The sequence below is a fragment of the Alcanivorax sp. 97CO-5 genome (genome assembly GCF_000524665.1).
In the GTDB taxonomy this organism is placed as follows: Bacteria; Pseudomonadota; Gammaproteobacteria; order Pseudomonadales; family Alcanivoracaceae; genus Alcanivorax; species Alcanivorax borkumensis.
Window position 1 is genome coordinate 78,387 of the sequence record NZ_KI965905.1, and the last position, 14,218, is coordinate 92,604.

Below are 14,218 nucleotides of genomic sequence, written 5' to 3' on the forward strand. Positions count from 1 at the left end.
GCTTGCAGCGCCTTATTGAACGCACAGTGTAGCAGCTTGTTACGGGCGTGTACTGGTCGTTGGGCCTTGGCCTGGGCAGTATGGCGGGGTGAAAAATAGCAGGTGGCTATGGCGTGCCACTGAGCAAGAAAGACCAAAAAAGGGAAGGGGAATGTCGGAATTTCTGCGTGAACGCTACGAAGAAGTGGACCTGACGCCGGGGCAGGGCAAAATCACAGCGACGATTTCCATCGGCCTAGGGTCGCTGGCGTTGTTAGGCAGCTTCTGTTTTCTTTATCCGGAACTGTTCACTACCCCGGAGTTTCGGGCTTTCTATAATGCCGATGTGCTGCGCATTGCCCTGTTTATTGGCATCGGGATTGGTTTTACTTGCGGTTTTTTCAGCGTTTTCCGGCATCAGGAACGGCGTTACGGCATCATCGGTATGGTGCTGGCCTGCATGGCTGCATTGATCGGCTCCGGGCGGCTGGATATGCCGCCGGTGGATGGCCGCAGCCTGTATGCCGGGCTGGATTATTTTATCTTGACCCTGCTGGTACTGGGGCTGGTGTTTATTCCGCTGGAACGCGCCTACCCGAAAAACCAGGAGCAGAAAACCTTGCGCGGTGGCTGGGTCACCGACATGAAGTATTTCCTGTTTAGCCATGTGGGGTTGCAGTTGATCAGCTTCTTTACCGTTATCCCGATTCAGGTATTTCTGCATGACAAGGTGAATATCGGTTTTCAGCAGACCATTGCGAGCCAGCCCTTGTGGTTACAGTTCATCGAAATCCTGATCGTAATCGATTTGGGCAGCTACTGGATTCACCGTGCCTTCCACGAGGTGCCCTGGTTATGGAAGTTCCATGCGGTGCATCATTCCACTACCCAGATGGACTGGCTGGCATCCTCGCGTTTGCATGTAGTGGAAATTCTCGCTAATCGTTTTGTGGGCTACCTGCCAATTTTTATTCTCGGTTTTTCGCCCTCGGCCGTGTATGCCTACTTGGTGTTTGTGTCGTTCCACGCCATCTTTATTCATGCCAATGTGCGCTTCCGTTTCCCGGGCGTGCGCTGGCTGATAGCCACCCCGGAATTTCATCATTGGCATCATTCTTCAGAAGACGAAGCGGTGGACAAAAACTACGCCGCCTTCCTGCCCATCTACGATAAACTGTTCGGCACCCTGATCATGCCGGATCGGCTCGCCGGTGAGTACGGTACCCGTGCCAGCACTCAAGTACCTGAAGGGGTGGTCAAACAGTTCCTGTTCCCGTTTCGCCGGGGGTAAAACAATTTCACCCAAAGGGCATAGGGAGCGCACAAAGAAAACGTTCTAAGTGCGCTCTGTACCCTCTGTGGTTAGCAAGGGTTTGATATGGATGACATCGTAGACATGCTGCGCGAACGCCATGACGGCGGCCTAATCGCCTTGGAGCTACCAGACGAAGACCGGCTGGTAGAGATTGAAGAACAGCTGTTGATTTCATTGCCGGCGGACTACAAAGCGTTCCTGCTTAGTGCCAGTGATATCGTGTGTGGCAGCCTGGAACCTGCCACAGTGATGGACGATTACGCCCACAACTTCCTCCCGGAAATGGCCGCTAATAGTTGGAATCAGGGCTTGCCGCGCTACTTGATTCCCGTCTGTGAGACTCCCAATGGCATCTACGCCATGTCACAGGAAGGTGAAGTGGTGCTGTGGCAGCCCGAGCAGGGGATCAACGAAGACGAGGTATGGGGTAGCATTTGGCAATGGGCCAGAGAGGTCTGGCTGGAAAGTTAAGCTCGCGCCATCAAAACGCGCCCGGTAGGTATTTCCTTCCAGAGACGAGCCCCATTAAGCGAAGAAAAAAGGGGCTGCTCTCTGCCTACCAAGATAACTGCCCGCCAAGATAAAAAGCTTTTCTTTACACGGTGCGCACCTCGAGGGGGCTCTTACAGTAGGCTGTGAAGATTTCTCAGAACCCCGCCAAGTCCAGTTCATTATTAATGAGCACCACGCACTGCGACGCAAACAACATGGTTGGCCCCAAACTGATTTTCTCCGTGCCCAGCCGCTTTAAACTATTAAAGCTCTTCTTGGGCATGGGAATATGGTCAGTGAGCAAAAAACAGGGTTTCTGCGCAAAGTCTAGTTCGCGAATGTTCTCGCCTTTCGGGTCCATCATGTATAACTGATGCCCATCCTCGGCCAGTTCCTTCACTACCTTCTCAAAACTCTGTGTGCGCACGGTAATGCCGCTTTCCACGGCCTTCATCTGCTCCTTGCCCATGCCGGCAGAGGCGTCCAGAGCTCGTACCACCTTGGCCAGCAATGCCTGCTCATGGAAGCCTCCAATATCTCGCATCTCCGCCGCCACAAAGGTGATGGTGCGTGAATAGTCCTGGGTGCTTTCCAGCACCAAATGCACCACCACGTCATCACGATGGGACTGAGCCACAAAGATCGCATTCATTAAAGTATGCGCAAGAATCTCGCTATGGGCATCGCCCCCTACATTGGCGAGCAGGGTTTGGCTGTGGGTAGAAGCGGCACGGGCGCGGAGAACGAAGGTACGCATGATCAGTGGCTCAAGAAAATGTGCAGGGGATTGTACATCACAGGAGGCCCGCCCGTGATGGCCCGCCCGTGAAGCAACGAGCCTAGCCCGTTTTCAACAGAACCTTCCTTTCAACCCCGTGTAAGACATTTGTCGTTCAGCCACTTTAGTGGACACCTTCTCTTAACCTGAGGAGGTGGCTAGCGCTCCGATACACTATCCGAGAAAGGCCTGACAATATTCTACAGACTTGCAAGTAAAGGCTGTTGAGCTTAGTTATCAGGAAGACATTCAGGTTCAGCGCATTGCGGCTGAGCTGGATATCCTCCCGATAATGCTTTCGAGGTGGTGTAGTGGCGCAAGGAATATCGAGACCGCAAGATCAAGCCAGATGTCCCCGCCGCCTCTTTATACCGGCTTAATTACTGGTCAGATCTAATCCACCAATGATGTACAGCCGGTTTCCGTCGATGGTGTTGGTGTCGAGCATTTTCTGCTCTAACTCACCGTCAGTGGACCAAGTGGCAAAATCGTCATCATTCAGAACACCAAGGTGGTTGTCGTCAATGACCCACAGACCTTCCATCTTGTCGTGGGGAAAATTCACTGCAGCGACCATATCGACGACCAGGCTCTTTTCCGCCGCTACAATGCCTGCGCTGGTCAACGTACTCCAGTCGCCGTCTGCAAGAACCACCTGCTCCAGGGTCTTGCTGTCGATGGTCAGGCCTAGCTGGTCGTCCTGTGCTATGTCTGTGGTGGCGGCTACCTTCTCAAGGTTGGTGGCGTTGGACAGGTCGATGCGGTAGACATGCTTCTGGGCGCTGGGGGTGACAGCACTTGCACCCTCGGGGCCACCATAAAGGAAGCTGCCGTCACGCTCGATGACCAGAAATTCGGTGTCGCTTAGGGCGACAATTTCTGAGTTGGAATTTTGAGTTTTTTCTTGTTTGTACAGGTACTGCCCTACCTCTTTTGTCTCCAGGTTAACCGTGACGATACGGGTGATGTTTAGATCTTTGACGCTACTGTCCGGGTTGTACAGAGTCGATTGCATAATGCCGACGAGGGTCTTTTCGTCCGGAGTGATCGCCAATCCTTCCATCCCGCGGTTGGCGCGGCGGTTAGCGAACTCCGCTGGCAGGTTGATGCTGGTGCGTGTGTCGTCGGCAAAGGCGTTGATACGGTCGATCTCTACGCCGTTGGCATTGTAGTGGACAATGTGCGGTCCATACTCGTCGCTTACCCAGAAGGTTCCATCGCTTAGCGCGACGAGACCCTCGCCATCGAGCCCGTAATTATCCAGTTTGAATGGGTTGGTGGTCTCGTTGTAGGGCTTGGTGTTGTCGATCACGATGGGATCGCCGTTATCGTCGTAGGGGGTCTCACCAGTGCCGCCCAGGGCGGCGCTATTGGGCAGGCCGCTGATGTTATTCCCGTCGCGGTCTTTGAGCAAAAGGGTGCTGACGTGGTTTATCTGGCCGTTCTGCATAACCTCGAATAAACCAATACGCGGGGTGTAGTCCGGGCTTGGAAACTTCTTTCCCTTGCCGTAGTCGCCGGTGAAAACGGCGTTGGGACCTCGGTCGGTAAGGGCGTAGAAGTGGGTGGGCTTGCTGGGATGGGCTGTCATTGCGGAGCCGAAACCCCCGTTACGTACTTCAAATGTTTGTTGGGTTTTGGCATCGATCAGGTCGCTGCGCAGCACATCATAGGATAAGAATACCCCTGCCGCCGGATAGCTTTCCAAGACCGCTGCAGTTTTTACACTGCCTGTTTCATCGTCACTGTCATTATCGCCACCGCAGCCGACGAGCACGGAAGTGGCCAACAGCGAGGTAAGCAACGCTTTTCTCTTAAACATCCGTTTTATTCCTTTTTTTTCAAAAAAATCGCTGAAATTATTCCGGCATAAGGCCACGGGGCACGAGCAGTGCTCGCGCTACTGACAAAATGTTGGGATATATTCGTAAACAAAGGTGGTCTTGGTTTTGGAGTCGGAATCAACCCACCCGCTGAGGCTCTTGAGTGCCTCGAAGGAGTCCTTGGCGCGGTTGACCACTTTGCGTGTGTAGTCCGCCGATACGTCTTCATACTTGAACGAGATTTCGGCGACTAGCGGTTTTTGGCTGCCCGAGGGGATGCCTTGGTACCAGAGGGTGACGCTGATTTGCGCATCGTGCTGCCCCAGGTCTATTTCGACACCGCGGTAGACATGTTCGCGCACGCTCAGGTTGCCGACTAAAGATAAAGCGAGGTCATCATCGAGCCCGTAGTGGGAATGAAATTCAGGGAAGTGGACGTTAACATCCTCTATTTTATTAATAGTGCGCGCGTTGGGGGCTTTGGTGGAGTGGCTATAGACGACCTTGAAGGGTTCGTTGGCATTGGCGCTCACGTCGGACTCAAGTTTCGTCTCGGCACCTGGAGTGTCGGAGGAGACATCCTCGAAATCTGAAAGATAACGGTCTGGGGAACGAAACTTCAGCGCGACCTCGGAGGCGCCGTTTTCAACTCGCTCTCGCAAAGAGTAGCCGCGGCGACGAAGCTCACAGCTGCCCTGCGTGTCGAAAAAACTGATGTCGCGTTGCTTTTCTAGCCACGGCAAGCCGCTCACGCTGCGGTTAATAGCGTGCTCTATTGCGTTGTGCGCATCATCGAGCAGCGAGGTGACGGTGGCGCTTTCAGTGCTATAGCTGAAGGGGGCGACATGTAGCATTAGCTTGTATTCGCGGGAGGTCACATCAGGGTTGGCCAGCGCACTGCCGACGGGCAACAACAGGAAGAGGGCAAGTAGCCGATAGCGATTTCTCATTGCCGTAATCCTTGTGTCTTGTTGTGCCTGATGAGGGAGAGCATTTTCTATGTCCACTGAAGGACTATCGGCATGCACTGAGTGGTGCAAACTGCTAAGTGACAACCGGACGGCGGTGAAACGCGTATTAATTTAGGCGCAAAAAATTACAGTACAGTGACGCTGGCTGAGAGTTTGCTAGCAGAGCTTGCGATTGAAGGACGGGGGGCTGGTCATGCTAAGGGGCATAGCCCGTTATCGACACACTGTGCATCGCTTTTAGTTCACATTCGTTATGCGTGTAGCGGGCTCTGCAAAAGGCTGTATCCAGAAAACCAGTAACTCAGGGGGCTTGGTTTATTTATTCGTTAGCGGCGCAGAGCGCCGCGTGTATTTTGTCGTCACAAGCGCCCCGGCAGAACGTTCGGGACATCCTGCTATCGCTGTTCGGATGGCCGATGATGGGCTCGCTACTGTTTTGTCGGTGTTGCTGATCAGGGTGGGCATTTACCCTTGCCGATACACACGACTTCCGGTTCGTGCAGACGGTTTCAGGGTTAATTGCCGTCTTCCAGAAAGCGATCAGGACAGGATGATGGTGTTAGCCGCTAATTAGCGCTCTCTCCTTTAGCAAACCCTCAATTTCCGGAATACTCGCTGGATCATCAATGGTGGATGGAATGTTGTATTGCTCGCCATTGGCTATCTGGCGCAGTAATTTACGCAGGATCTTGCCGGAACGGGTTTTGGGTAGGCGCTGGGTGATGAGAGTGTCTTTCAAGCAGGCGACAGCGCCGATCTCTTGGCGGATACGGGCGACCAGCTCTTGGTTGAGGGTGGCGGCGTTCACGTCTGTACCATCTTTGAGTAATACCAGCCCTAGGGGGACTTGGCCCTTCAGGTCGTCAGCAATACCGATTACGGCGCATTCGGCCACGGCGGGGTGGCCGGCGAGCACCTCTTCCATTTCGCCGGTGGAAAGGCGGTGGCCGGCTACGTTAATCACGTCGTCGGTGCGGCCCATGATGAACACGTAGCCGTCTGCATCTTTGTAGCCACCATCTCCGGAGGTGTAATAGCCGGGGAACTGTTCTAGGTAGCCTGCGAGGAAGCGAGAATGATTGCCCCAGATGGAGGGTAGGCAGCTGGGAGGTAGTGGCAGTTTGATCGCCACGTTGCCCTGCTGGTTGGGGCCTAGTTCGTTGCCGTTGTCATCTAGGATGCGTATATCGTAGCCGGGGGCGGGCAAGGTAGCGGAGCCGGGCTTGCAGGGCTTGGGATCAATGCCCATGAGGTTGGCGCAGATGCCCCAGCCGGTTTCAGTTTGCCACCAGTGGTCTACGACTGGCAAGCCGGTGATCCCCTTAACCCATTCGTAGGTGGGCGGGTCCAGGCGCTCGCCGGCCATGAAAATTGTTTCCAAGGCCGATAGATCATGTTGCTTGATGCCTTCGGCGTTAGGGTCTTCTTTCTTAATCGCGCGAAATGCTGTGGGCGCGGAGAACAGGGCTTTTACCTTGTATTCTTCTGCTACCCGCCAGAAAGCGGCGGCGTCGGGTGTGCGTACCGGTTTGCCTTCATAGAGCACGCTGGATAAGCCTGCGAGCAGAGGGGCATAGACAATGTAGGAGTGGCCGACTACCCAGCCCACGTCTGAAGCGGCCCAGAAAGTGTCACCTGGGTCCATATTGTAGATGGCTTTCATACTGTAATGCATGGCCACGGCGTGGCTGCCATTGTCGCGGATAACCCCTTTAGGTTTGCCGGTGGTGCCGGAGGTATAGAGGATATACAGCGGATCGGTGGCCAGAACCGGGGTGCACTCTACGGGGCTAGCGGCGGAAACAACCGCTTGCCAGTCCAGATCCCGATCGACCTTCAGTTCGGCTTTGGCCTGGGGGCGTTGGTAAATAATGTTGTGTTCCGGTTTGTGCTCTGCCTGCTCAATAGCAGCATCCACCAGCGGCTTGTAATGGATGAGCTTGTTCACTTCCACTCCGCAAGAAGCCGAGACAATGACCTTGGGTTGTGCGTCATCAATACGCACGGCCAGTTCATGGGCAGCAAACCCGCCAAATACTACGGAGTGAATGGCGCCAAGGCGTGCAGTGGCGAGCATGGCCACGGCGGCTTCGGGAATCATGGGCATGTAGATCAGCACCCGATCGCCTTTTTTCACCCCTTGTTGCTGTAGTGCGCCGGCGAAGATGGCCACCCGGTCGGTGAGCTCGGCATAGCTGATGGCTTGTTTGCTGTTGGTGACGGGCGAGTCGTAATAGATGGCCACCTGGTCACCACGGCCTGCGGCCACGTTGGCGTCTAGTGCCATGTGGGCGGTGTTCAGCACGCCATCGGTAAACCAGCGATCAATGCCGTTTTCATCTTTGCCGAGAATGGTAGAGGGAAAGCTGAACCAGTCCAGTTGGCGGGCCTTGGCGGCCCAGAATGCTTCCGGTGTGGTAATGGATGCGGAATATTCTTGTTGGTAGCTCATGCTGGACCTCTTTTTGTAGCCAGTTTCTCCCCCCGTTCTTATTGGGTAACGGGGGAGTCAATCTGGCGGGCATCGGGGCATTGTTGGGCAACTGTCGGTCAGAACACAGGGTTGCGTTGTGTGATCTTATGCTAGACGAGGGTGGACCTGTAAAAAATTAGACTTAAGTTCAAAATTGAGGGCTACGGTGGGCGGGCTCGTGAAAAAGTAGTGCGTGTTTACGTCAATGCACTTTTTGCGCGAGTGCGTCACCATGGGGCCACATTCACAATGACGGAGGGTGAGATGTATATCGCCATGAACCGCTTCAAGATCAAACTGGGCTGTGAGCAGGATTTTGTAGAGATTTGGAAAGGGCGCGACACTTTCCTGAAAGAGGTGCCGGGTTTCAAGAGTTTTCACCTTCTGCAGGGCGCGAGCAATGAGGAGTACACATTATTCTCATCCCACGCCACTTGGGAATCGCGTGAAGCATTTGAAGGCTGGACTAAGTCCGAGGCGTTCCGCAAGGCCCATGTCAACGCGGGTGCACGCCGGGATATCTACCTGGGGCCGCCGCAGTTGGAATGTTTTGAGGTGGTGCTGTAAAGCTGACTCCGCCGTAGGCGGCGCGATCCCCCTTGCAGTGAACTCAGCCAGCCATCGCGCCGCCAGCGACGCGCCTATGCTACGGTGATTATTTCGGATCCTTGGTCTGATTGGATTTGCCGTCGTTGGCATCCGAGGGGCGCGCGGTGGTGTCCCCACTGTCTTCAGCCGAATGGGTTTCCAGGTTTAGTTGCTCGCCGTTGCCGTTGCGGATATGAATATCCAGCTGGCTGAAGGCAATTTCCACGCCATGTTCGTTGCACATAGCATCAATGTGGCGGTTAATCTCATCGGTGGCGGCCAAGCGGTCGTTGATATTATCCACATGGACGCGCAGTTCGTGGTCCAGCGTGCTGGCACCGAAGCCCATAAACAGCACTACCGGTTCAGGGTCGTGTAACACTCGGCCATTTTCTTTGGCCGCTTGTAGCAGGATGTCGCGGCACTTCTGTAAGTCGGAACCGTAGGCAAAGCCCACCTTGAGGATGATCCGAGTCACGGTGTCGGATAGAGACCAGTTAATTAGCCGCTCGGTGACGAACACCTTGTTAGGAACCAGGATTTCTTTGCGGTCGAAATCAATCAGCGTGGTGGCGCGAATGCGAATGCGGCTGACCGTGCCGTCCAAGTTGTTAATGGTAATCACGTCACCAATGCGGATGGGCCGTTCGAATAGCAGGATGATGCCGGAAATAAAATTGGCGAAGATTTCCTGCAGGCCAAAGCCCAGACCCACGCCTAATGCCGCTACTAGCCATTGCATTTTGTCCCAACTGAGCCCTAGGGCGCCAAGGGTGAGTATGATGCCGCTGGCCACAATGACGTAGGAGAGCAGGGTGGTGGTGGCATAACTGGTGCCTTGGCGCAGGTCTAGCCGTGATAGCACTAACACTTCCAGGAGCCCAGGTAGATTACTGGCCAGCAGAAAGGTCACTACACCGATGATCAGAGAGGTCATCACATCGCCAAGGCTGATGGGCGAGGTGGTGGTGGCTTGGCCTGTGCCTTCCGCGGTTTCCCACAGGACAATGTTGTCGGTATAAGCTAAAGCATATAGCACATCTGACCAGACCCAGTAGACCAATAAACCAATAACAGCGACTAGTGCTAAGCGGATAAGACGCAGAGACTGCTCGTTGACTTGTTTTAGGTCCAATTGCGGCTCTTCGACTTCTACAGCTTCAGCGCTGCTGGTCTCTTCTTTTTGTTCCGCTTCGCGCTGGGCCACGGCCCGCTTATAGGATAGCCGCTGCGCAGCCACGGCGAGCCCGCGTACAGCGGTAGCATCTAGGATGATCCACAACGCAATCAGATAAAGGCTGTAAATCATGTGTCCGGTGAGCCGTACTGATGTGTAGTAGTAACCCACGCCAGTGAGCACGATGAGAGTGAGTGGGGCAAGAATACATAGCCCCGTGGCGAGGGTGCGCATGGTGCGGCTGTAATGACGGCCGGGGTATGACTGGGCCACCCAAGGCAAGCTCACCATGATGGTGATCATGGCCACCATCATAATCACTAGACCTAGCCGATCGTTGCTGAGTTGGGCAGGCCACTGATCGCCGAACGCGACCAGTAACGTGAGGGGGATTAACGCCAAGCCGGTTACTAGCAGGCGCCGGCGCATTTGTTGGTTGTATTCCCTACTCCAGCGGAACTGGCGTTGTGCGATGCCATTGTTCTTGAGTAGACGATAGAGCACTTCAAAAACTAGCCACAGCAAGGCGACTTGGGCCATGGCGGCGCCCATGACGCTAGTGAACGTGCCGGGCTGTACCCATAGGCCAGCAGCCAGCAAGACAAGGAAAAGCGGGAATGGGGCAGCAATTAAAAAAGTATAAAGCAAACTCAGGGGCGTATGGGCCTGGCTGTCACGGCGCAGGAAACCCACATCCTTATTCATTGTATCAATGCGCGTTTTCAGTTTATTGCGAATCAGCATCAACAACGCCGCCGGGAGAATTAGGCCGATCAACCAGGCCCATTTGCGAGTGAGCAGCTCGCTGGTGCCCTCCTGCAGATCAGCCCAGGGAATGGCTTTAAGTTGTTCCATTAACTCCTTAGGTAGCTTGCCGAGCCATTCGAAACTGAGAGGTTGGTTGCTGGGCATCCAGAAGGTTTGTTCGGAAATGGTGTTGTGTAAGCTGCGGGTGATTTTACGTAGTTGTTCATGGCTAAGCTGGGTACGCGTCAGGATCGCCAATTGGCGGCTCAGTTCTTGATCCAGTTGATCGTAAATGGCCAAGCGCTCTTCGCGCAGAAGGGCAAAGGCTTCCTCTAGGGCCGGGCTCAAGGGGGCGTCTATTTTAGCCTGTGAGGGCAGGGGCGCATCATTTAGATCTTGCATGGCCTGTTGGATTTCGAACTGATTCAGGCGGGTATTGGAAATCTCCTTTTCCAGGTTCAGCTCACCCTGATCCTGAGGCAGGCTTTTTTGTTGTTCGTAAAGAATACGCGATAACAGCAGGCTGCCATCGAGCATGCGGATTTGGTCGTTAACGGTGGATGAGAGAGAGCGGGCCTTGTCCAGTTCGGTTTTGGTCGTGACCGCCTCGCGTAACCGGCTGTTTACGCGTTCGCTGACGCGGGCCAATTGCTCGCGCAGCTGGCTATTTTTTGCCATGGCTTGCTTGACTTGCGGGTGGTCCAGCACGCTTGTGGGAAGGTCTGTATCCGGTGATTTAGCGGTCAGCTCCAGTTGGTTTAGGCGCCGTTCATTAATCAGTGGCTGCAGGGCATCCAGTTTTGCCTCGATGATGAGTTGTTTTTGTTTGTCGCTCTGTTGTCTCAGCCGGGCAATGTCCTGTTGCTTGTCGACGATAGCCAATTCCTGGTTGTAACGCTCGATGCGTGATTCCAGGGCGCTGATCTCCGTGTTTAGGCTGCGTGTCTGCAATTCAGATAAGGGCTCGCCATCTTCATCTATACCCTGATTGAGGCGTGAGCGGATGGTGTCGAGCCTGTCCATAGCTTTGCTGATTACGTTTTGAGCCTGCTCCGGAAGGGTCTGGGTACGGGTCAGGTCGCTGTTGGCGTCGGCTAGATCTTCTTGGTTCGTTTCCAGAGCGTTTAATTCATTGACCAGCGTTTGTACCAGTGTTTCAAGTGTTTCGCCGGCGTAATGCTTGCTCCAATCGGTTTCTCTCTGTTGACGCAGGCGTATAAGTTCCGCGTTTAGTTGCCGGCGCTCGCTAGCTGCTTTATTGGAAAAGCGTTTTAGCTCCTCGATTTTTTTCTGGTTGCTATCGATTTCCTCTCGGAATTTCAGTGTTTGCTTGAGCTGTTCCTTTTCAGGGTTTTGCGTGCCGTCGGATTGCTTGTCGTTGGTTTCAGTAAGCTGTTTTTGTAGGTCGCCAACACCGGGCAAGGTGAAGCTGGCGGACTGTGCCATGGCGAGAACGGGCAGCAATATCAGCAAGACGAGAGGCAGGCGTCGATCCATAATAAGGAGGGCTCTTGGAAAGTATGGGTATCTTTGTATCACAGGGTCGGGGCTATTGCTTTCCCTGCGATGATAATCGGCGAAGTAATTGGCGAACCAGGCCCAGTTCCCGGTCGTTAGCCAGCGGTAGTAATTCATCTACCCATTGGTGCAGGTTTTCATTGGGTTGTATGTGCAACGAGGCAAGCTGCTGATGCACGGCCTGACGCGTATGGGAAAAAGTGGCCGGGTCCGGTTCTGTTATTTTTACAGCGGGTTGCTTGCGCAATTCCCAAGCGTAGATCATTACCGCCTGCGCGAGATTCAGCGATGGCTGCTGCTGCGCCAGTGGAATACTGCTAGCCAAGTCGCAAAGGCCCAGCTCGTCGCCGGTGAGACCGCTGGCTTCCCGGCCAAAAACGATAGCCACCCGCTGTACGCTGTTTCCCTTGCCGGCCACCAGTGCGGCACAGTGATCTGCATCCACGTAGCGATCTTTTTGCAAGCGGTGCCGGGCGGTGCAGGCGATGCTTAGGTCTACATCAACCAGGGCCTGCGCCAAGGAATCCACGATCATGGCTTGTTCCAGCACGTCGTTGCTGTGGTGCGCCACCCAGTGGGCGGCGGTCATATCGCCGGGGTTTACCAGCCGTAACTGGGAGAAGCCCATGGTTTTAATAGCACGGGCTGCGGCGCCAATGTTTTCCCCGCGAGCGGGTTCCACCAGAATAAAAACAATATCCATTTATAGTCACTTGTTCAGGCTGTGTGTAACGCGAACCATTCTATACGAGCCGTTGGTACGGTTTGCAGAAAAGAGGGTTGTAGATAGAGGGGGGATAAAGCCCATGCTCAGACGGGGATTGTTATACGCATCTATTTTTGTGCGTAAATAATAGGGGGAGGGCTTCCACGGCGACGCTGGCACTCACTGGCCACGAATATAGCAACCGGCCGAAATCCTGCATGAACGGCGTGATCAGGGCGTGACACAGCAGCCAGAACCTTCGTTTTAAGGCGCCGCCGAAGAGGAGGGCGGCTCGCTGGTCTTTGGGCAGGGCTGGTTGCCGATTTCGCGGGCACTCGCCTGGATCTCTGGATCGTCCGGAGCCAGCGCTAAGGCCTGGCAGAGACTTTTGCTAGCCTCTTGTTTCTCTCCCATTGCCAACTGAGCATAGGCCAAGTTATTCCAAGCAGCGGCCAATTCAGGTTCATTGTGCACGGCCTTTTCAAAGGCTGCTCGCGCCTGCGCTTGTTTATTTTGTGCCCACAGGGCATTGCCATAGCCAAACCATAATGGGCCGTTTTGTGGAAATGCCTCTACGGCCGCTGGCCAGAAGTCGATGCTATTTGGTAATGCAGAGATGGCGCGCAATAGCGCATCCGGTTCGGCGCTGGCGGGGAGCTGGCCGGGGGCGACCAAGGTGAATCCCCATTGATCGGCTCTTGCCCAAGTGCGGATAAAGCGGTTCCAGTGGCTGGTGTCGCTCTGCGTTGCACCGCTGTGCAATACTACAGTATCGCCCTGGTTACGGTAGCCGGTAACCACCGCGAAGTGCCACTTTGGCCAGTTTGGCAGCGCCAAATTCTGCATCACCAGCACCGGCCGGTTAGCCTGCAACTCCTGGAACAGGTGGTCGGCAGATTCCACCGGGTAAGCCATTAAACCGCGGCTGCGGGCGGCGGCACGCAGTTCAATACCCAGCGATCCTTTGCGCTCCGGTAGCCAGACTTCGTCCACTAGGGCGTCGGCGCTGACAGGCTTACCCGCCCATTGCAGCATCATTGCCAGTGCGGCCGGGCCACATTGATAGGCGTCTTGGGGGACAAAGGGAACCACGACCTGCTGGGAGGTTTGCACTGTGGCACTTTGCGGAGGCGGCACACTCTGACAGCCACCCAAAGCGAGCAGGGCGGCTGTCAATAGAATGGCGAGAGATCTGGGCAGCGCTGTAGTTATCATCAGCTTGCCGGTCGCTTAATTAACCGGGTCGATTACAGGGAAGACATCGGTAGCGCCGAGCAAATCCAAAATCACCAGCACTAGAATGATAGCAAGCACGACGCCGAATACGCCTTGGCCGGCGGGTAACGCTTCGGATTTCTGGGCTAGCTGTTGCAGTTCAGTATGGGTGAGGCGATCCAGTCGCTGGCTCACTTGTTCTTGGTTGACGCCGTATTCGCTCAACGCCTGGGCGGCCACTTTATGATCCATTAACCGCATGACCTGCTGCTTCATGGCGGCGCGATCCTGTTGCTGGATTACAGTGTCATTACCAATCATGGCGGCCTGCGAGGCGGGTACAATGAGCACCTGCATAAATAGCAAAACAAAGGCACTAAGCATTCCGGTAACGCGTTTGGATGGGGTCATGAAGCAATCTCCTCAATGGTTGATG

11 protein-coding genes are annotated in these 14,218 nt (G+C 54.6%); 3 read left to right on the forward strand and 8 right to left on the reverse strand.

From position 1 onward, the window contains the following. The first annotated feature begins 151 nt into the window (after nucleotides 1–151). Together Y017_RS12015 and Y017_RS12020 are read left to right on the forward strand one after the other, a co-directional pair. Nucleotides 152–1,270 (forward strand): sterol desaturase family protein, encoded by a 1,119-nt coding sequence (locus Y017_RS12015; protein WP_035461057.1) that lies wholly within the window; start codon nucleotides 152–154, stop codon nucleotides 1,268–1,270. 87 nt (nucleotides 1,271–1,357) lie between these two features. Continuing rightward, a complete protein-coding gene (locus tag Y017_RS12020; RefSeq protein WP_011589016.1) occupies nucleotides 1,358–1,765 on the forward strand; it encodes an SMI1/KNR4 family protein in 408 nt (135 codons plus the stop codon). Nucleotides 1,766–1,940: 175 nt separating this feature from the next. Here Y017_RS12020 and trmY read toward each other — a convergent pair whose 3' ends face one another. The 4 genes from trmY to Y017_RS12040 form a co-directional block, all read right to left on the reverse strand. Next, nucleotides 1,941–2,543 carry a tRNA (pseudouridine(54)-N(1))-methyltransferase TrmY gene (gene trmY / locus Y017_RS12025; protein ID WP_011589015.1) on the reverse strand — a complete coding sequence of 201 codons (603 nt, stop codon included), beginning with the start codon at nucleotides 2,541–2,543 and terminating at the stop codon, nucleotides 1,941–1,943. Nucleotides 2,544–2,940: 397 nt separating this feature from the next. Beyond that, entirely contained in the window at nucleotides 2,941–4,386 is a 1,446-nt protein-coding gene (locus Y017_RS12030; RefSeq protein ID WP_035461058.1) for an esterase-like activity of phytase family protein, read from the reverse strand. Nucleotides 4,387–4,464: 78 nt separating this feature from the next. Further along, on the reverse strand, nucleotides 4,465–5,337 hold the full coding sequence (locus tag Y017_RS12035) for a hypothetical protein (RefSeq protein WP_011589013.1): 873 nt from the start codon (nucleotides 5,335–5,337) through the stop codon (nucleotides 4,465–4,467). 580 nt (nucleotides 5,338–5,917) lie between these two features. Then, a complete protein-coding gene (locus tag Y017_RS12040) occupies nucleotides 5,918–7,810 on the reverse strand; it encodes a propionyl-CoA synthetase (RefSeq protein WP_011589012.1) in 1,893 nt (630 codons plus the stop codon). 285 nt (nucleotides 7,811–8,095) lie between these two features. On the opposite strand from Y017_RS12040, the gene Y017_RS12045 reads away from it, so the two are divergent. Next, entirely contained in the window at nucleotides 8,096–8,398 is a 303-nt protein-coding gene (locus tag Y017_RS12045; protein ID WP_035461060.1) for an antibiotic biosynthesis monooxygenase, read from the forward strand. An 88-nt stretch (nucleotides 8,399–8,486) separates the two neighbouring features. Here the strand turns inward: Y017_RS12045 and mscK are convergent, their stop codons facing one another. From mscK to Y017_RS12065, 4 genes are all read right to left on the reverse strand, one after another. Next, nucleotides 8,487–11,840: a mechanosensitive channel MscK gene (gene mscK / locus Y017_RS12050; protein ID WP_035461062.1), complete on the reverse strand. Its 3,354-nt coding sequence runs from the start codon at nucleotides 11,838–11,840 to the stop codon at nucleotides 8,487–8,489. 52 nt (nucleotides 11,841–11,892) lie between these two features. After that, complete coding sequence (locus Y017_RS12055) at nucleotides 11,893–12,564, reverse strand: tRNA/rRNA methyltransferase (protein WP_035461064.1); 672 nt, start codon at nucleotides 12,562–12,564, stop codon at nucleotides 11,893–11,895. A 267-nt stretch (nucleotides 12,565–12,831) separates the two neighbouring features. After that, nucleotides 12,832–13,782 (reverse strand): PA2778 family cysteine peptidase, encoded by a 951-nt coding sequence (locus tag Y017_RS12060; protein WP_035461066.1) that lies wholly within the window; start codon nucleotides 13,780–13,782, stop codon nucleotides 12,832–12,834. 15 nt (nucleotides 13,783–13,797) lie between these two features. Next, nucleotides 13,798–14,193 (reverse strand): PA2779 family protein, encoded by a 396-nt coding sequence (locus Y017_RS12065; protein ID WP_011589007.1) that lies wholly within the window; start codon nucleotides 14,191–14,193, stop codon nucleotides 13,798–13,800. Nucleotides 14,194–14,218: the final 25 nt, after the last annotated feature.

What these genes read in the sequence shown, in the direction of transcription:
- Y017_RS12015 (WP_035461057.1), top strand. Translation starts at nt 152, where the DNA reads ATGTCGGAATTTCTGCGTGAACGCTACGAAGAAGTGGACCTGACGCCG.
- Y017_RS12020 (WP_011589016.1), top strand. Translation starts at nt 1,358, where the DNA reads ATGGATGACATCGTAGACATGCTGCGCGAACGCCATGACGGCGGCCTA.
- trmY (WP_011589015.1), bottom strand. Translation starts at nt 2,543, where the DNA reads ATGCGTACCTTCGTTCTCCGCGCCCGTGCCGCTTCTACCCACAGCCAA.
- Y017_RS12030 (WP_035461058.1), bottom strand. Translation starts at nt 4,386, where the DNA reads ATGTTTAAGAGAAAAGCGTTGCTTACCTCGCTGTTGGCCACTTCCGTG.
- Y017_RS12035 (WP_011589013.1), bottom strand. Translation starts at nt 5,337, where the DNA reads ATGAGAAATCGCTATCGGCTACTTGCCCTCTTCCTGTTGTTGCCCGTC.
- Y017_RS12040 (WP_011589012.1), bottom strand. Translation starts at nt 7,810, where the DNA reads ATGAGCTACCAACAAGAATATTCCGCATCCATTACCACACCGGAAGCA.
- Y017_RS12045 (WP_035461060.1), top strand. Translation starts at nt 8,096, where the DNA reads ATGTATATCGCCATGAACCGCTTCAAGATCAAACTGGGCTGTGAGCAG.
- mscK (WP_035461062.1), bottom strand. Translation starts at nt 11,840, where the DNA reads ATGGATCGACGCCTGCCTCTCGTCTTGCTGATATTGCTGCCCGTTCTC.
- Y017_RS12055 (WP_035461064.1), bottom strand. Translation starts at nt 12,564, where the DNA reads ATGGATATTGTTTTTATTCTGGTGGAACCCGCTCGCGGGGAAAACATT.
- Y017_RS12060 (WP_035461066.1), bottom strand. Translation starts at nt 13,782, where the DNA reads ATGATAACTACAGCGCTGCCCAGATCTCTCGCCATTCTATTGACAGCC.
- Y017_RS12065 (WP_011589007.1), bottom strand. Translation starts at nt 14,193, where the DNA reads ATGACCCCATCCAAACGCGTTACCGGAATGCTTAGTGCCTTTGTTTTG.